The 16,377-nt window shown below is 52.8% G+C and carries 16 protein-coding genes and 2 pseudogenes; 9 read left to right on the top strand and 9 right to left on the bottom strand.

Going from position 1 to position 16,377, the window contains the following annotated elements; all coding sequences use genetic code 11:
- Positions 1-7 precede the first annotated feature (7 nt).
- The 5 genes from yiaO to araD are packed head-to-tail and all read left to right on the top strand — an operon-like array spanning position 8 to position 4,695.
- Entirely contained in the window at positions 8-994 is a 987-nt protein-coding gene (gene yiaO, locus RTW80_RS14320) for a 2,3-diketo-L-gulonate TRAP transporter substrate-binding protein YiaO (protein ID WP_000776887.1), read from the top strand.
- Between the two features lie 3 nt (positions 995-997).
- Complete coding sequence (gene lyxK, locus RTW80_RS14315; RefSeq protein ID WP_000196054.1) at positions 998-2,494, top strand: L-xylulokinase; 1,497 nt, start codon at positions 998-1,000, stop codon at positions 2,492-2,494.
- A complete protein-coding gene (gene ulaD / locus RTW80_RS14310; RefSeq protein ID WP_001521852.1) occupies positions 2,491-3,153 on the top strand; it encodes a 3-keto-L-gulonate-6-phosphate decarboxylase UlaD in 663 nt (220 codons plus the stop codon). The genes lyxK and ulaD overlap by 4 nt, the downstream gene beginning before the upstream one ends.
- Positions 3,146-4,006, top strand: coding sequence for an L-ribulose-5-phosphate 3-epimerase (locus RTW80_RS14305; RefSeq protein ID WP_001295230.1), 861 nt, complete (start codon positions 3,146-3,148; stop codon positions 4,004-4,006). Before ulaD ends, RTW80_RS14305 begins: the two co-directional genes overlap by 8 nt.
- Positions 4,000-4,695, top strand: a complete 696-nt coding sequence (gene araD / locus RTW80_RS14300) for an L-ribulose-5-phosphate 4-epimerase (protein WP_000893142.1) — start codon at positions 4,000-4,002, stop codon at positions 4,693-4,695. Before RTW80_RS14305 ends, araD begins: the two co-directional genes overlap by 7 nt.
- 31 nt (positions 4,696-4,726) lie before the next feature.
- Here araD and RTW80_RS14295 read toward each other — a convergent pair.
- Positions 4,727-4,828: pseudogene (locus RTW80_RS14295) on the bottom strand (AraC family transcriptional regulator); the annotation flags it as partial.
- Positions 4,829-4,831: 3 nt separating this feature from the next.
- Between RTW80_RS14295 and RTW80_RS14290 the strand changes: the two are divergent.
- A pseudogene (locus RTW80_RS14290) lies at positions 4,832-5,020 on the top strand (hypothetical protein); the annotation flags it as partial.
- A 21-nt stretch (positions 5,021-5,041) separates the two neighbouring features.
- Here the strand turns inward: RTW80_RS14290 and RTW80_RS14285 are convergent.
- On the bottom strand, positions 5,042-5,782 hold the full coding sequence (locus tag RTW80_RS14285) for a MipA/OmpV family protein (RefSeq protein ID WP_000906819.1): 741 nt from the start codon (positions 5,780-5,782) through the stop codon (positions 5,042-5,044).
- Between the two features lie 123 nt (positions 5,783-5,905).
- Between RTW80_RS14285 and RTW80_RS14280 the strand changes: the two genes are divergently transcribed.
- Positions 5,906-6,880, top strand: a complete 975-nt coding sequence (locus RTW80_RS14280) for a LysR family transcriptional regulator (protein ID WP_000164033.1) — start codon at positions 5,906-5,908, stop codon at positions 6,878-6,880.
- Here RTW80_RS14280 and RTW80_RS14275 read toward each other — a convergent pair.
- Complete coding sequence (locus RTW80_RS14275; protein ID WP_000364882.1) at positions 6,877-8,013, bottom strand: HlyD family secretion protein; 1,137 nt, start codon at positions 8,011-8,013, stop codon at positions 6,877-6,879. The two genes, RTW80_RS14280 and RTW80_RS14275, sit on opposite strands and share 4 nt — an antisense overlap.
- Positions 8,014-8,018: 5 nt before the next feature.
- Positions 8,019-8,342, bottom strand: a complete 324-nt coding sequence (locus RTW80_RS14270; protein WP_000478193.1) for a DUF3302 domain-containing protein — start codon at positions 8,340-8,342, stop codon at positions 8,019-8,021.
- Between the two features lie 170 nt (positions 8,343-8,512).
- Here RTW80_RS14270 and RTW80_RS14265 point away from each other — a divergent pair, with 170 nt between their 5' ends.
- Positions 8,513-8,668 carry a hypothetical protein gene (locus RTW80_RS14265; protein WP_001296793.1) on the top strand — a complete coding sequence of 52 codons (156 nt, stop codon included), beginning with the start codon at positions 8,513-8,515 and terminating at the stop codon, positions 8,666-8,668.
- Positions 8,669-8,886: 218 nt separating this feature from the next.
- Here RTW80_RS14265 and aldB read toward each other — a convergent pair whose 3' ends face one another.
- The 5 genes from aldB to RTW80_RS14240 form a co-directional block, all read right to left on the bottom strand.
- Positions 8,887-10,425: an aldehyde dehydrogenase AldB gene (gene aldB / locus RTW80_RS14260; protein ID WP_000183976.1), complete on the bottom strand. Its 1,539-nt coding sequence runs from the start codon at positions 10,423-10,425 to the stop codon at positions 8,887-8,889.
- 164 nt (positions 10,426-10,589) lie between these two features.
- The gene (yiaY, locus tag RTW80_RS14255; RefSeq protein ID WP_000168700.1) at positions 10,590-11,741 is read right to left on the bottom strand and encodes an L-threonine dehydrogenase; all 1,152 of its coding nucleotides are present in this window, start codon (positions 11,739-11,741) and stop codon (positions 10,590-10,592) included.
- 189 nt (positions 11,742-11,930) lie between these two features.
- Entirely contained in the window at positions 11,931-13,775 is a 1,845-nt protein-coding gene (gene selB / locus RTW80_RS14250; RefSeq protein ID WP_000582470.1) for a selenocysteine-specific translation elongation factor, read from the bottom strand.
- Entirely contained in the window at positions 13,772-15,163 is a 1,392-nt protein-coding gene (selA, locus tag RTW80_RS14245) for an L-seryl-tRNA(Sec) selenium transferase (RefSeq protein ID WP_000206275.1), read from the bottom strand. Before selA ends, selB begins: the two co-directional genes overlap by 4 nt.
- Before the next feature lie 97 nt (positions 15,164-15,260).
- On the bottom strand, positions 15,261-15,869 hold the full coding sequence (locus tag RTW80_RS14240; protein WP_000779792.1) for a glutathione S-transferase: 609 nt from the start codon (positions 15,867-15,869) through the stop codon (positions 15,261-15,263).
- A gap of 228 nt (positions 15,870-16,097) precedes the next feature.
- On the opposite strand from RTW80_RS14240, the gene RTW80_RS14235 reads away from it, so the two are divergent.
- Positions 16,098-16,377 (top strand): DUF6531 domain-containing protein (locus RTW80_RS14235; RefSeq protein ID WP_194245000.1); only part of this gene is annotated, 280 nt, incomplete at its 3' end.

The following is a 16,377-nucleotide window of genomic DNA, read 5'->3' as shown; positions in this document are numbered from 1 at the left end:
AAATATTATGAAATTACGCTCTGTAACCTACGCATTATTCATTGCTGGCCTGGCTGCATTCAGCACATCTTCTCTGGCGGCACAATCTTTACGTTTCGGTTATGAAACATCACAAACCGACTCGCAACATATTGCGGCGAAAAAATTCAATGATTTATTGCAGGAGAGAACCAAAGGCGAGCTGAAATTAAAACTGTTCCCGGACAGCACTCTCGGTAACGCGCAGGCGATGATCAGCGGCGTACGTGGCGGCACCATCGATATGGAAATGTCCGGCTCGAATAACTTTGCCGGGTTATCACCAGTGATGAACTTGCTTGATGTCCCTTTCCTGTTCCGCGATACCGCTCACGCGCATAAAACGCTCGACGGCAAAGTCGGTGATGATCTGAAAGCCTCACTTGAAGGTAAAGGACTGAAAGTACTGGCCTACTGGGAAAACGGCTGGCGCGATGTCACCAACTCGCGCGCACCGGTTAAAACCCCCGCCGACCTGAAAGGGCTGAAAATCCGCACCAACAATAGCCCAATGAATATCGCCGCATTCAAAGTCTTTGGCGCTAACCCGATCCCGATGCCGTTTGCCGAAGTCTATACCGGGCTGGAAACCCGCACTATCGACGCTCAGGAACACCCGATCAACGTCGTCTGGTCAGCAAAATTTTTCGAAGTGCAGAAGTTCCTTTCTCTGACGCACCACGCCTATTCCCCGCTTCTGGTGGTGATCAACAAAGCGAAGTTTGATGGCTTAAGTCCGGAGTTCCAGCAGGCGCTAGTTTCATCTGCACAAGAAGCGGGTAACTATCAGCGCAAACTGGTTGCTGAAGATCAGCAAAAAATCATCGACGGCATGAAAGAAGCGGGCGTGGAAGTCATCACCGATCTCGACCGCAAAGCCTTTAGCGACGCACTGGGGAATCAGGTTCGCGACATGTTTGTTAAAGATGTGCCGCAGGGAGCTGATCTGCTGAAAGCCGTGGATGAGGTGCAATAAACCATGACGCAATACTGGCTGGGGTTAGATTGTGGCGGTAGCTGGCTGAAAGCCGGGCTGTATGACCGCGAAGGCCGGGAGGCAGGCGTGCAGCGCCTGCCGCTGTGCGCATTAAGCCCGCAGCCAGGCTGGGCAGAGCGCGATATGGCAGAACTGTGGCAATGCTGCATGGCTGTCATTCGCGCCCTGCTTACTCATTCTGGTGTTAGCGGGGAACAAATTGTCGGTATCGGCATCTCCGCACAGGGAAAGGGCTTGTTTTTGCTGGATAAAAACGACAAACCGCTCGGGAATGCTATTTTGTCCTCGGACCGCCGGGCGATGGAAATCGTTCGTCGCTGGCAGGAAGATGGCATCCCGGAAAAACTCTACCCGCTGACCCGACAAACCTTGTGGACCGGGCATCCGGTGTCGCTGTTACGCTGGCTGAAAGAGCACGAACCAGAACGCTACGCGCAAATTGGCTGCGTGATGATGACGCACGACTACCTGCGCTGGTGTTTAACTGGCGTCAAAGGCTGTGAAGAGAGCAATATTTCCGAGTCCAACCTCTACAACATGAGTCTTGGGGAATATGACCCGTGCCTCACCGACTGGCTGGGGATCGCTGAAATCAATCACGCCCTGCCGCCTGTTGTCGGATCTGCCGAAATCTGCGGGGAGATCACCGCTCAGACAGCCGCCCTGACCGGTCTGAAAGCGGGTACGCCCGTTGTTGGCGGCCTGTTTGATGTGGTTTCCACCGCACTCTGCGCCGGGATCGAAGACGAATTTACCCTCAATGCGGTGATGGGGACCTGGGCGGTGACCAGCGGCATAACCCGCGGTTTACGTGACGGTGAAGCGCATCCGTATGTCTATGGTCGCTACGTTAACGATGGTGAATTTATCGTTCACGAAGCCAGCCCTACCTCTTCCGGCAACCTCGAATGGTTTACCGCACAGTGGGGAGAAATCTCGTTTGATGAGATCAATCAGGCCGTTGCCAGCTTGCCGAAGGCTGGGGGCGATCTCTTTTTCCTGCCGTTCCTGTACGGCAGCAACGCCGGACTCGAGATGACCAGTGGTTTCTACGGGATGCAGGCCATTCACACCCGCGCGCACCTGTTGCAGGCCATCTATGAAGGGGTGGTGTTCAGCCATATGACCCACCTCAACCGAATGCGCGAACGTTTTACTGATGTTCACACCCTACGCGTCACTGGCGGCCCGGCGCACTCCGATGTCTGGATGCAAATGCTGGCGGACGTCAGCGGTCTGCGTATCGAGCTGCCGCAGGTGGAAGAAACCGGCTGCTTTGGTGCGGCCCTTGCCGCCCGCGTCGGCACCGGGGTTTATCACAACTTCAGCGAAGCCCAACGTGACTTGCGACACCCGGTGCGCACCCTGCTGCCAGATATGACCGCCCATCAGCTTTACCAAAAAAAATATCAACGTTATCAGCATCTCATTGCCGCACTTCAGGGCTTTCACGCCCGCATTAAGGAGCACACATTATGAGCCGACCACTTCTGCAACTGGCCCTCGACCACTCATCACTTGAAGCCGCGCAGCGCGACGTGACGCTGTTAAAAGACAGCGTCGATATCGTCGAAGCGGGCACCATTCTCTGTTTAAACGAAGGGCTTGGCGCGGTGAAAGCCTTGCGCGAACAGTGCCCGGACAAAATCATCGTTGCTGACTGGAAGGTCGCCGACGCTGGTGAAACGCTCGCGCAACAGGCGTTTGGCGCAGGCGCTAACTGGATGACCATCATCTGCGCCGCGCCGCTCGCGACGGTAGAAAAAGGCCACGCAATGGCACAACGCTGCGGGGGTGAAATTCAGATAGAGCTGTTCGGTAACTGGACGCTGGACGACGCCCGCGACTGGCATCGTATTGGCGTGCGGCAGGCCATTTATCATCGCGGTCGTGATGCACAGGCCAGCGGGCAACAGTGGGGCGAAGCCGATCTGGCACGCATGAAGGCGCTTTCAGATATCGGCCTTGAGCTTTCCATTACTGGCGGGATTCCCCCTGCTGACCTGCCGCTGTTTAAAGATATCCGCGTGAAAGCGTTTATTGCCGGGCGGGCACTGGCAGGCGCGGCAAATCCGGCGCAAGTGGCTGGCGATTTCCATGCGCAAATCGACGCTATCTGGGGAGGTGCGCGTGCGTAATCATCCGTTAGGGATTTATGAAAAAGCGCTGGCGAAAGATCTCTCCTGGCCGGAGCGGCTGGTGCTGGCAAAAAGCTGCGGTTTTGATTTTGTCGAAATGTCGGTGGATGAAACCGACGAACGGCTCTCACGTCTTGACTGGAGCGCCGCACAAAGGACTTCGCTGGTTGCCGCGATGATCGAAACAGGTGTTGGGATCCCGTCGATGTGCCTGTCCGCACATCGTCGCTTTCCCTTTGGTAGCCGTGACGAGGCAGTGCGCGAACGGGCGCGGGAAATCATGAGTAAAGCGATTCGCCTGGCGCGCGATCTCGGCATTCGCACCATCCAGCTGGCAGGTTATGACGTCTATTACGAAGACCACGACGAAGGCACCCGGCAACGTTTTGCTGAAGGGCTGGCGTGGGCAGTCGAACAGGCGGCGGCATCACAAGTAATGCTGGCGGTGGAGATTATGGATACCGCGTTTATGAACTCCATCAGCAAATGGAAAAAATGGGACGAGATGCTCGCCTCACCGTGGTTCACCGTCTACCCGGACGTCGGCAACCTCAGCGCCTGGGGCAATGATGTTCCCGCCGAACTGAAACTGGGCATTGACCGTATCGCCGCGATCCACCTGAAAGACACCCAGCCAGTCACCGGGCAAAGTCCCGGACAGTTCCGCGACGTGCCGTTTGGCGAAGGCTGCGTCGATTTCGTTGGCATCTTCAAAACGCTGCATAAACTGAACTATCGCGGTTCTTTCCTGATTGAGATGTGGACCGAAAAAGCCAAAGAGCCGGTGCTGGAGATTATTCAGGCGCGGCGTTGGATTGAAGCGCGTATGCAGGAGGCTGGATTTATATGTTAGAGCAACTGAAAGCCGACGTGCTGGCGGCGAATCTGGCGCTTCCCGCTCACCATCTGGTGACGTTCACCTGGGGCAATGTCAGCGCGGTAGACGAAACGCGGCAATGGATGGTAATCAAACCTTCCGGCGTCGAGTACGACGTGATGACCGCCGACGATATGGTGGTGGTTGAGATAGCCAGCGGTAAGGTGGTGGAAGGCAGCAAAAAACCCTCTTCCGATACACCAACGCATCTGGCGCTCTACCGTCGCTATGCCGAAATTGGCGGTATTGTGCATACCCACTCGCGCCACGCCACCATCTGGTCACAGGCCGGGCTGGATCTCCCCGCCTGGGGCACCACCCACGCCGATTATTTTTACGGTGCCATCCCCTGCACGCGACAGATGACCGCAGAGGAGATTAACGGCGAATATGAATATCAGACCGGCGAAGTGATCATTGAAACCTTCGAAGAACGTGGCAGGAGTCCGGCACAAATCCCGGCGGTGCTGGTGCATTCTCACGGCCCGTTCGCATGGGGTAAAAACGCCGCCGATGCCGTGCATAACGCCGTAGTACTCGAAGAATGCGCCTATATGGGTCTATTCTCGCGCCAGCTTGCGCCGCAGCTCCCTGCGATGCAAAACGAACTGCTGGATAAGCACTACCTGCGTAAGCATGGGGCCAATGCCTATTACGGGCAGTAATCCCTCACGCCGGGGCTTCATCGCCCCGGCACTACGAATTGATATGTTCCTTGCTGTAACGCCGCTTCCACGCTGCTGGCGTTAAACCAGTATGTTTCTGAAAAATCTGCCGGAAATAGCCAACGTCATTAAACCGTATTGCATGGAGCAGGCCGACAACGTCGAGTCACTGCATAACCTGTTGCTGCCCGCCGATGCGCCATTTACGACATTTGAAGGCAAGGGATTGTTCAGCCATAAGATCCTGATTCAGACGCCAGGTTCCCGGTATGAACAGAGCAATCCAGAGCAACAACCTTTGTGGCATTACGACGGAGCACCAGCCGCACCGACATCCACCGGTGAATTAAAAACGCCAGCTCACCCCGGTGACAAAGGTAAAACTCTCATTACGATCAATCATCGGGCTGTCGGTAATCTCTTCCGGCAGCTCGCTGTATCCTGCGCTCGCCATCAATACGACGTGCTCTCCTATCGGGTATTTTGCCGTCAGGCTGACATAGGGCACCCAGGCATCCTGCGCGGAATAACTTGCCAGACCGCTACGACGGGACTCACTCTCTGAAATGCCATAGTAATAGTCACTGAAATTCTCGTCATAATAGAGAACGCCCAGCGCAGGTGTCAGCGACAGACGACCTATCTGCATTTTGTGGAATACCGATAGCTCCCCCACCCAGCCGTTGCTGTTATCCAGAACGTCCGCAGCTGCAGAGGCTTTCACGGTTCCCCAACGCTCGTGGTGATACCAGGCAACCCCCGCCATAGCCGTACTATCACGCTTATCAAGCTGTTGCATGGCATAATCGTCATTATCGGTAGGGTCAAATTCCAGCGGCATCCAGGATGCGGTCAGGCTAAGTTCATTTTTTTCACTTTGCGACAGAATAAAACCTAACGTGGTCTGACGAACATAAAAAGTATCACCTTCATAACTAATCAGCGGAATTGCCTTCGTATTTTCATTATAACCGCGATAAGGCGATTCATTATAAGCCGCACCAGCACCAATGGATAATTCAGAAGCAGTTGCGCTTGCCATAAAAGGCAACGCAAATAACGCCACAATATTGCGATTAATTAACATGTCCGGTATTCCATTTTAAAATAAGATAAAAAAGAGTCGGCATAATAATGCTTACAATTTCTCCGGTGCAAGATTCATATTTATATAGTAATACATAAAATTATATATAATTGGGCTGTTGCGATGACAAAATTACAACTTAAGTACCGGGAGTTAAAAATTATCTCGGTAATCGCTGCCAGTGAAAATATCAGCCATGCCGCGACTGTACTTGGCATCGCACAGGCCAACGTCAGCAAATATCTTGCTGATTTTGAATCAAAAGTGGGTTTAAAAGTCTTTGACCGAACCACCCGGCAGCTGATGCTCACACCTTTTGGCACCGCGCTGTTACCGTACATCAACGACATGCTGGACAGAAACGAGCAACTTAATAATTTTATTGCAGATTATAAGCATGAGAAACGTGGTCGGGTCACCATCTACGCCCCAACCGGCATAATTACCTATTTATCCAAACATGTAATCGATAAAATTAAAGATATCGGTGATATCACCTTATCGCTAAAAACCTGCAATCTTGAGCGTAATGCCTTTTATGAAGGCGTCGAATTTCCTGATGATTGTGATGTTTTAATCAGCTACGCTCCACCAAAAGATGAATCGCTGGTTGCCAGTTTTATTACCCAATATGCCGTAACCGCTTATGCCAGCCAGCGCTATCTTGAGAAACATCCCATTAGCCGTCCTGACGAACTCGAACATCACTCCTGTATTTTGATCGACTCGATGATGATCGACGACGCGAATATCTGGCGCTTCAACGTCGCCGGGAGTAAAGAGGTGCGGGATTATCGCGTGAAGGGAAATTACGTTTGCGACAACACGCAATCTGCGCTGGAGCTGGCACGAAATCACCTGGGGATTGTGTTTGCGCCAGACAAAAGTGTGCAGAGCGACCTGCAAGACGGCACGCTGGTGCCCTGCTTTCAGCACCCGTATGAATGGTGGCTGGATCTGGTGGCTATCTTCCGTAAACGGGAATACCAGCCCTGGCGGGTCCAGTATGTGCTGGATGAAATGCTGCGTGAAATTCGCCACCAGCTTGCTCAGTCGCAGCAATTGCGGCCTGAACAAGCAGCGGAAAGCGAAGATTAATGATCGAGATAAAGGTAATGCACCCAACTGGTCATGCGTAACAGCACTTTGCGCATCACCGAGACATGGCTGAAATGATCAGAGTAGACCGCCACCTGGGCGTAAATACCGTCTGGTAAAGCGCTCAAATCAGTGTGCTCATCCAGTTCAATGGTCGCGATAACGCCATCTGAACCCGGCGCTATGTTTAACGTCTGTAAGGTGCCGGTCGACTGATAAGCTCCGCCGGGAACAGCTGGACTAATGGCTGCCAGCTTACCGCTGAACACTTTGCCTGGCAGAGCGTTAAATACCACTTCCGCATCATCGCCGGGAGCCAGGCGCAGCAAGGAGTTCTGACGGAACTGCGCCACGATTTGTCGTTTCTGATCGGGTATAAACACCATCACCGGACGTAGCGGCAGCGACGCGGCATAGGTACCCGGACGAATCAGCACCTGGGTCACATAACCATCGCTCGGCGCACGCACTATCGTCTGCTCAAGGTTATATTTTGCTTCCGCGAGCTGCGCTTTCAGGCTGGCGATTTGAGAATGTTCACCCAACACCAGGCTATCCAGCTGGCTCTGGATCTGTTTTTGTTCCGCCGCCGATGACTTTACGGAGGCTTCCTGCGCCAGATAATTTTGCCGCGCCACATCAATATCGCGTTCTGAAAACGGGTTTACTTTCGCCTGGCTGCCGCGTGCGTAACGCTGATACTCTTTAGCGAATTTATCCCGCGTGGCCTTTGCCTGCTGAGTATTCGCCGCCATCTCATCTAACTCTGCGCCCAACGCCCGCTGTTTATGTTCTGCGGTAACGATATCCGCCATCAGCCGATCCACCCGCGCCTGATAACGCGTCGGGTCCAGTCGAAATAGCACCTCACCTTTTTTAATCAGCGTATTTTTCTTATCCGTCACTTCGATCACCACGCCTGTCACCTGTGGGACAACAGGAATAGAAATAACCGCTTTTTGCGCTTTGAAGGTATACGGATGGTTATAGTTCATTAACAGAATTAAACCACTGACAATAAATATGCCACCCAGAGCCGCTGTGGGAATGGTCCATTTATTTACAGGAATTTTGAAGATCTTAAACATTGCCCATGCAAAAGCCACATAGGTCAAAATAATCAGTAAATCCATAAGTATTACTCGGCAGAAGAGGATTTGATGTCGGCGAGCTGTTTCTCCAGCCCGGCAATACGCTGTTGTAGTTGCACAACGGAGGAGTCATGGTTTTGCATTCCCCATCCCCGCTCCGGGCGGTAAAGCGTGGCCCAAATCCACAAAAATGGCCAGATAACATGCAGCGTAAAAAGACTCACCCAACCAGCAACATGAATGGCGTCGGCATGAGGATGATTACGTTTTTTAGCAATCAGGTAGGGAATATCATGTAAAATAATAATCCCATAGAATATCACCAGAAATACAAAAATAAGCACTCCCAGTGCAAAATAGTCCAGGAACATATTTCCCTCAAAGAATATAAAAAAGAACAATTAACGCATATTATGAAATGCCATGATGCAGTGCAATTTCCTTATTTATATAACGACATATTGTTTTTTATATACTATCTGAAATGTGCTGTCTGGTTTTTCAACAGGACGAGGTTTATCATATTGAAATAGTGGAACTATTGGCCAAACTAATGAATAACTCCAGTAAAACATCCACAGTACAGATTAAGCGTATTAAACCTTCAATTATCTACCGTTTATTGCTGATTGGCCTCGGATCACCAATGGTGATTTACGGCCTGGTTCGCCCGCTCACCATCGAAACGCGAGATTAAACTCCTGACAAAACACGCCCCAGAAACGCACTTCTGTTGGCGTAGTCTGGGTTATTGCGCACGTAGGTTTAAAACGTAAATTGTAACAACGTGCGCTTTGTTTATGCCGGATGCGGCGTGTACGCCTTATCCGGCCTACGGTCAGGTTCCCGTAGGCATGATAAGACGCGTAAGCGTCGCATCAGGCAATGAATACCCAATGCGACCAGCTTCTTATATCAGAACAGCCCCAACGGTTTATCCGAGTAGCTCACCAGCAGGCACTTGGTTTGCTGGTAATGCTCCAGCATCATCTTGTGGGTTTCGCGACCGATACCTGATTGTTTGTAGCCACCAAACGCAGCATGTGCCGGGTAAGCGTGATAGCAGTTGGTCCACACGCGCCCAGCCTGTATGCCGCGCCCCATCTTATAGGCCAGATTACCGTTGCGGCTCCAGACACCTGCGCCCAGGCCATATTGCGTGTCGTTCGCCAGCTCCAGCGCCTCATCCATCGTTTTAAAGGTGGTCACCGCCAGCACCGGGCCAAAAATCTCCTCCTGGAACACGCGCATATTGTTCTGACCAAACAAAATCGTCGGTTCGAGGTAGTAGCCGTCTTTCAGTTCACCTTCCAGCAGCTTGCGCCGCCCGCCTGTGAGCACGTCAGCGCCCTCTTTTTTACCGATATCAATGTAGTTGAGGATGGTTTCCAGTTGCCCGTGAGAAACCTGCGCGCCCATTTGCGTCACGCTGTCGAGCGGGTTACCGCTACGAATGCTTTCGACACGGCGGATGGCGCGTTCCATAAAGCGTTCGTAGATAGATTCCTGCACTAAAGCACGACTCGGACAGGTGCAAACTTCGCCCTGGTTAAAGGCAAACAGTGCAAAGCCTTCCAGCGCTTTATCGAAAAAGGCATCTTCTTCATCCATCACATCAGCAAAGAAGATATTTGGCGATTTGCCGCCCAGCTCCAGCGTCACCGGAATAATGTTTTGCGTGGCGTATTGCATAATTTGTTGGCCCACTTCCGTTGAGCCGGTAAACGCCACTTTGGCGATGCGTTTCGAGGTCGCCAGATATTCGCCAATTTCCCCACCTGCGCCGTTGACCACGTTCACCACGCCCGGCGGCAGTAAATCACCGACGATTTCCATTAGCAGCAGTACAGAAAGCGGGGTAAGACGTGCGGGTTTCAGCACCACACAGTTGCCCGCCGCCAGCGCGGGAGCCATTTTCCAGCTCGCCATCAGCAGCGGGAAGTTCCACGGAATAATCTGCCCCACCACGCCTAACGGTTCGTGGAAATGATAGGCCACGGTTTCGCTATCAACTTCACTGATACCGCCTTCCTGTGCCCGGATACACGAGGCGAAATAGCGGAAATGGTCAATCGCCAGCGGTACATCAGCAGCACTGGTTTCGCGAATGGGTTTGCCGTTATCCCAGGTTTCAGCTGTCGCTAACAGCTCGAGGTTTTGTTCCATTCGATCGGCAATCTTAAACAGAATCGCCGCACGATCCTGCACCGAGGTGTGCGCCCATTTATCTTTCACTTTGTGCGCAGCATCCAGCGCCAGATCGATGTCTCGTTTGCCCGAAGACGCCACTTCGCACAGCAGCTGCCCGGTCACCGGCGTCAGATTCTGGTAATACTCGCCGTCGGCAGGGGCTACCCATTCGCCGCCAATAAAGTTGTCATAGCGGGCTTTTAACTTGAGGGGGAAACCATACTCGCCGGGCTTAATCTGTGCTGAAGGGGGATTATTGGTCATGATCGTCTCCTTGCGGTGTGAGGTATAACAAGGGTAGACGTGACTGGCGAAATCTTCGCCAGTCGGTAACAGCTTTACGACAGCTATCACGAATTTACGGGCAAGGGTTACAGAGATAGTTGAAAAAGCGGCTGACAATTTGCCAGCCGTTGTGGAAATGATGATTACATCGCTGCGCGATAAATCGCCACAATTTCTTCGTGAGTTGCCTGGATCGGGTTAGTAAAACCACAGGCATCTTTCAGGGCATTAGTTGCCAGAACCGCGAAATCTTCTTCTTTCACGTTCAGGTCGCGTAGGCCTGCCGGGATATCCACTTTCTTCGCCAGTTCACGGATGGCGTTAATGCAGGCTTCAGCACCTTCCGCATCGTTTTTACCTGTCACGTTCACGCCCATTGCAGCGGCACAGTCACGCAGACGTGCGGCGGCGACTTTGCTGTTGAATACCTGAACATGCGGCAGCAAAACGGCGTTACATACACCGTGTGGCAGGTTGTAGAAACCGCCCAGCTGGTGCGCCATCGCATGAACATAACCCAGAGAAGCATTATTGAACGCCATACCGGCGAGGAACTGGGCATAAGCCATTGCTTCACGCGCTTTCGCATTACTGCCATCTTCAACGGCTAACGGCAGGTTTTCGGCAATCATGGTCACGGCTTTCAGTGCACAAGCGTCAGTGATCGGCGTGGCGGCAATAGAAACATACGCTTCGATAGCGTGCGTTAAGGCGTCCATACCAGTGGCGGCGGTCAGTGACTTCGGCATACCGATCATCAGCGAGGAGTCATTGACAGAAAGCAGCGGAGTCACGTGCTTATCAACAATCGCCATTTTGATGTGACGCGCTTCGTCGGTGATGATGCAGAAACGAGTCATTTCTGATGCTGTACCCGCAGTGGTATTGATGGCGATCATCGGCAGCTGCGGTTTTGCAGAGCGGTCAACGCCTTCATAATCACGGATATCACCACCATTGGCTGCCACCAGCGCAATACCTTTTGCACAGTCATGCGGAGAACCACCGCCTAAGGAAATCACGCTATCGCAATTATTTTCTTTAAGTAATTTCAAACCTGCGGCGACGTTTTCCGTGGTTGGGTTAGGTTGGGTGCCATCATAAATAACGCTAAAAATATTGCGTTCTTCCAGTGCTTTTTGCACATCACCCGCCATACCTAATTTCGTTAACATATTGTCAGTGACAATTAAGGTACGGGTAAATCCATAATCTGCCATCATATTCATTGCATCAGTCAATGAATCAGCGCCGATGACATTCACAGAAGGAATAAAGAAAGTTGAAGATGCCATAACACACTCCTGAAAGTGTAAAAAAGGGCGGGCAGCTTACTGAGGATTTTCATTCGAAAATATGATCAGTATTATTGATTATCAAAATTAATCTAATAAAAAGCACATTGTATTCATTAAACAATGTGCTTTTTTTAAAATCATAAGAAATTTGTATTAATTTATTTTAAAAATTAATTAATCATTTCCTTATTTTTCCGGAAATAATAATGCGTCGCGCAATAAATGATCATTTCCACGACGACGCGTAAAGCCAATGCGGTCAAAATATTCCAGAATCTGAATTGCCAGCTTTCGGCCTACGCCTAAGCGATCGCGGAAATCCGCCGCGCAGGTTGAACCACACTCCTGATCGAGATCGCGGATCATATTGGCAAATTCGACAATCCGATCGTTACGGTAATAACGATCTTTGACGATCGCGGTAATTATTCCTTGCTGCGCCGCCTGGCGCAGCGTCAGGCGCATTGCCTGCTCGTCGGTTCCCGTCTCTTTTGCCAGGTCACGCACCCACCACGGCTCGTCACCAAACAGCGGCTCTGCTTTTTGCCAGATGGCCTGCTGCTCTTCGCTGAAGCCCGCTTTGTGATCTGGCAGATGCAGCCAACCGTGATGACTGAGGATGTCGCCGCTTTCGCGCATCTTTTCAATCAGCAACAGTACCAGCGCTTCATCTTCCATTGGCAACGCCATACGTCGCAGACGTTCGCGCCCAGGACCAGGTTCATCGCGATGTTGCTCATGATAAGTCGCTAATGTGTCGAGAATTTTCCGCTGCCAGCGGGCGGCAACCGGCGCATTCAACAAGCTATAACCAGCCTGAATATAACCAGGCTGTTGCAGCAATTCGCGCATCCCTTCGCCGTTGAGCTGGCGCGCCCAGGCGAAATCCGCAAGGTTAACCGCGCCGCGTTCCAGATGAACAGATAACGCATCGGCATCGCTCTGCGCCCGTGCAAGAGACGCCAGCCATTGCAGATATTCCGGCTTACGTTTACCGCGACGCGGCGGGTTAAGCATCACGACGCGCGCTCCGGCCAGCGTGTTGCGGGCAGAGATATCGCGCAATACCAGGCGGTCGTTATCTGCCAGCCATAACGGGGTGTCGAAGACCAGTTCAGCAAGGTTATCTTCCAGCAGTGAAACGCGTCCCGTGACGTGGCTGGCGGCGTGGTGAATATGCAGCGGCTGCCACTGGGTCAGCGGTGTATGGGTTTGAAGCTCGACAATCACCCGTGTGAACGGCTCTGGCGGCACATCGGCAAGCAGCCAGTCGCCACGGTTAATCTGCTCTTTTTCCGCATCACCCGCGATGTTAAGCGCGATACGCTGCCCGGCATTGGCGGTTTCTGTTGGCTGGTTTTGCGCATGCAGCGCACGTACACGCATCGGTTTATTTACACCAGTCAGCCAGAGTGAATCGCCTACCTTCACTTCCCCGCTTAACGCCGTACCGGTGACGACCAGCCCGGCACCTTTTACGGTAAATGCGCGGTCAATCGCGAGGCGGAAACTATGTTGGCTGGCGTGCTCGCGTTCCGGCAACTGAAGCAGATGCTCGCGCAGGGCATCCATTCCCCGACCTTCGGTTGCTGCGGTGATAAACAGTTTTGCCTCAGCAAAACCGTATTCCCGCAGAACCTCCTTTACCTGGCGTTCAACCTCATCAACACGCGCTTCGTCCACGCGATCGGCTTTGGTCAGCGCCACTGTCAGCATCGGGTTACCGGTCAGCTGCAAAATCGCCAGATGCTCACGGGTCTGTGCCATCACGCCGTCATCGCACGCCACCACCAACAGCGCGTGATCGATACCACCAACGCCCGCCAGCATGTTGGAAAGAAACTTTTCATGACCGGGAACGTCGATAAAACCAGGCACGCGACCATCCGGCTGCGGCCAGTAGGCATAGCCGAGATCGATGGTCATGCCGCGCTTTTTTTCTTCCGGCAGACGGTCAGCATTTACGCCAGTAATCGCCTGCAATAAGGTTGTTTTGCCGTGGTCAACGTGTCCGGCAGTCGCAATAATCATTTCAACAACATCTCCAAAAACCGTTGCTCATCTTCAAGGCAGCGTAAATCCAGCCACAATCGTCCGTCATAAATACGACCAATCACCGGCACTGGCAATTCACGCCAGCGGGCGGCTAATGACTCAAGGTGGCTACCGCGTCCATCATGGGGTGTAAACGTTAATGCCGCGCTCGGCAGGCGATCAACCGGCAGCGAACCACTGCCAATCTGCGAAAGACATGGCATAACCTGTACCGCAAACTCCGCGCCGTAATGTGCGGCAAGGGGGGCCTGTAAACGTTGTGCCTGGATTTGAATGACCTCTGCGCTGCGGGTAAGCAGGCGCAGGGTCGGTAATTTTTCACTCAGAGCTTCAGGGTGTAAATAAAGACGCAACGTGGCTTCCAGCGCCGCGAGGGTCATTTTATCCGCGCGTAATGCACGCTTCAGCGGGTGGCTTTGCAGGCGGGCGATCATCTCTTTTTTACCAACAATAATTCCTGCCTGCGGCCCGCCTAACAACTTGTCGCCGGAGAAACTCACCAGACTGACGCCCGCCGCAATCAACTCCTGCGGCATTGGCTCTTTCGGCAAACCGTACTGGCTAAGATCGACCAGCGAGCCACTGCCTAAATCAGTCACTACGGGAACATCCAGCTCTTTGCCGAGCGCCACCAGTTCCGCTTCATCTATCGCTTTGGTGAACCCCTGAATGCTGTAGTTACTGGTATGTACTTTCATCAACAGTGCGGTATTTTCATTCACCGCCTGACGATAATCATTCGCGTGCGTGCGGTTGGTGGTCCCTACTTCGTGTAGGGTGCAGCCTGCCTGACGCATAACATCGGGAATACGAAACGCGCCGCCAATCTCCACCAGTTCGCCGCGAGATACCACCACCTCTTTTCCGCTGGCAGTGGCCGCCAACATCAATAACACCGCCGCCGCATTGTTATTGACGATACAGGCATCTTCCGCCCCCGTAATACGGCACAGCAGCTGCGCCAGCGCCCGATCGCGATGTCCGCGTCCGGCGTCGTCCAGATCATACTCGAGGGTCACTGGCGAACGCATAGCCTGCGCAACGGCTTCCACCGCGGCTTCCGCCTGTAAAGCTCGCCCAAGGTTGGTATGCAGCACGGTTCCCGTCAGGTTGATCACCGGACGCAGCGCGCTCTGCGCTTCTTTCGTCAACCGGGCATCGACTTCTTGCGCCCAGTTTTCACACCACGCAGGCAGCGTCTGGCTGCCACGAATCACTTCTCGCGCTTCGTCGAGCATCTGACGCAACAATTCCACCACGCGGGTGTGACCATAAGTATCACGCAAAGAAAGGAAGGAGCTATCGCGCAATAAGCGATCAATAGCCGGAAGTTGACTATAGAGGGAACGCGTTTCGGTTGTCATAGGAAACCTGGCTGATCAAGGCCCTCTCACACGGAGAAGGGCGTTTAACATAACCACGGATTGTAACGTGAGATGGGTCAGGAGGACATATCGCGCATCAAGCCTTTGGCGGTTCGGTGCGAGCAAAACTTTCGCGGCTAAACAGGTTTTCGACCAGTTTGACTAAGTGTGGGCGGTCGACACACCAACCTGGCGCAACGCGGCGGAAATTGAGATATCCGACGGCACAGGCAATGGCGATAGTCGCCAGATTGACCGTATCGGTTTTGAGTGTGCCATCGACCAGATATCCTTCCAGCACATCCAGACTGCGGTTGATTTTCTCCCGCTGGCGTAACAATTCATCTTCAGACTGCTGCGCCGCTGGACGCGCCTGTTCACGCACCGATACCAGCCCGGCATCCATAATGCCATCCGCCAGTGCCTCAATTTTGCGCACCCGCAACGACTCCAGCGGATCGCGCGGCAACATCGCCGGAGCGACATTCATTAATTCAATATATTCAGCGATGATCGGCGAATCAAACCAACATTCGCCCTCTTCGGTCACCAGCACCGGCACTTTTCCTAACGGGTTAAATTGCGCCACGCCGTTGTCCGCGTTATAGGGCAGTTCATTAATAAATTCGAAAGTTATGCCCTTTTCTAACAACAGAATAGAAAGTTTGCGTACAAACGGGCTGGTGTAGCTACCGACGAGTTTCATGCCGAGTCCTTTGTGCGAGGAAAAATATCAGTATGGCCTGGTGATGGGAAAAAGGGCAGAAAATGTTGATGGTTTGTTACTTACAAATAAATCACATATTTATCATGGTGATATAAATATTTTCCTAATTGTTTCTATCTGATGGATATCTCACTTAAGGCTTTCTTATAAATCTGTAGGGTTTTGCCTGGAAGCAGACAAATAACCCGATAAAACAAGGATGAGCAGATGAGCGGAAAACCGGCAGCGCGTCAGGGCGACATGACGCAGTATGGCGGTAGCATTGTTCAGGGTTCAGCCGGGGTGCGCATTGGTGCCCCCACCGGCGTGGCCTGTTCGGTGTGCCCCGGCGGAGTGACGTCCGGCCATCCGGTCAATCCCCTGCTCGGTGCAAAGGTCCTTCCCGGTGAAACCGACCTTGCCCTGCCCGGCCCGCTGCCGTTCATCCTCTCCCGCACCTACAGCAGTTACCGGACAAAAACGCCCGCGCCGGTGGGGAGCCTCGGCC

This window comes from Escherichia sp. AM3 (assembly GCF_032029835.1).
Taxonomy (GTDB): Bacteria; Pseudomonadota; Gammaproteobacteria; order Enterobacterales; family Enterobacteriaceae; genus Escherichia; species Escherichia coli.
The sequence above is the reverse complement of the archived record's forward strand: the minus strand, read 5'-3'. Positions and strand labels throughout refer to the sequence as shown.

What these genes read in the sequence shown, in the direction of transcription:
- yiaO (WP_000776887.1), top strand. Translation starts at nt 8, where the DNA reads ATGAAATTACGCTCTGTAACCTACGCATTATTCATTGCTGGCCTGGCT.
- lyxK (WP_000196054.1), top strand. Translation starts at nt 998, where the DNA reads ATGACGCAATACTGGCTGGGGTTAGATTGTGGCGGTAGCTGGCTGAAA.
- ulaD (WP_001521852.1), top strand. Translation starts at nt 2,491, where the DNA reads ATGAGCCGACCACTTCTGCAACTGGCCCTCGACCACTCATCACTTGAA.
- araD (WP_000893142.1), top strand. Translation starts at nt 4,000, where the DNA reads ATGTTAGAGCAACTGAAAGCCGACGTGCTGGCGGCGAATCTGGCGCTT.
- RTW80_RS14285 (WP_000906819.1), bottom strand. Translation starts at nt 5,782, where the DNA reads ATGTTAATTAATCGCAATATTGTGGCGTTATTTGCGTTGCCTTTTATG.
- RTW80_RS14280 (WP_000164033.1), top strand. Translation starts at nt 5,906, where the DNA reads ATGACAAAATTACAACTTAAGTACCGGGAGTTAAAAATTATCTCGGTA.
- RTW80_RS14275 (WP_000364882.1), bottom strand. Translation starts at nt 8,013, where the DNA reads ATGGATTTACTGATTATTTTGACCTATGTGGCTTTTGCATGGGCAATG.
- RTW80_RS14270 (WP_000478193.1), bottom strand. Translation starts at nt 8,342, where the DNA reads ATGTTCCTGGACTATTTTGCACTGGGAGTGCTTATTTTTGTATTTCTG.
- aldB (WP_000183976.1), bottom strand. Translation starts at nt 10,425, where the DNA reads ATGACCAATAATCCCCCTTCAGCACAGATTAAGCCCGGCGAGTATGGT.
- yiaY (WP_000168700.1), bottom strand. Translation starts at nt 11,741, where the DNA reads ATGGCATCTTCAACTTTCTTTATTCCTTCTGTGAATGTCATCGGCGCT.
- selB (WP_000582470.1), bottom strand. Translation starts at nt 13,775, where the DNA reads ATGATTATTGCGACTGCCGGACACGTTGACCACGGCAAAACAACCTTA.
- selA (WP_000206275.1), bottom strand. Translation starts at nt 15,163, where the DNA reads ATGACAACCGAAACGCGTTCCCTCTATAGTCAACTTCCGGCTATTGAT.
- RTW80_RS14240 (WP_000779792.1), bottom strand. Translation starts at nt 15,869, where the DNA reads ATGAAACTCGTCGGTAGCTACACCAGCCCGTTTGTACGCAAACTTTCT.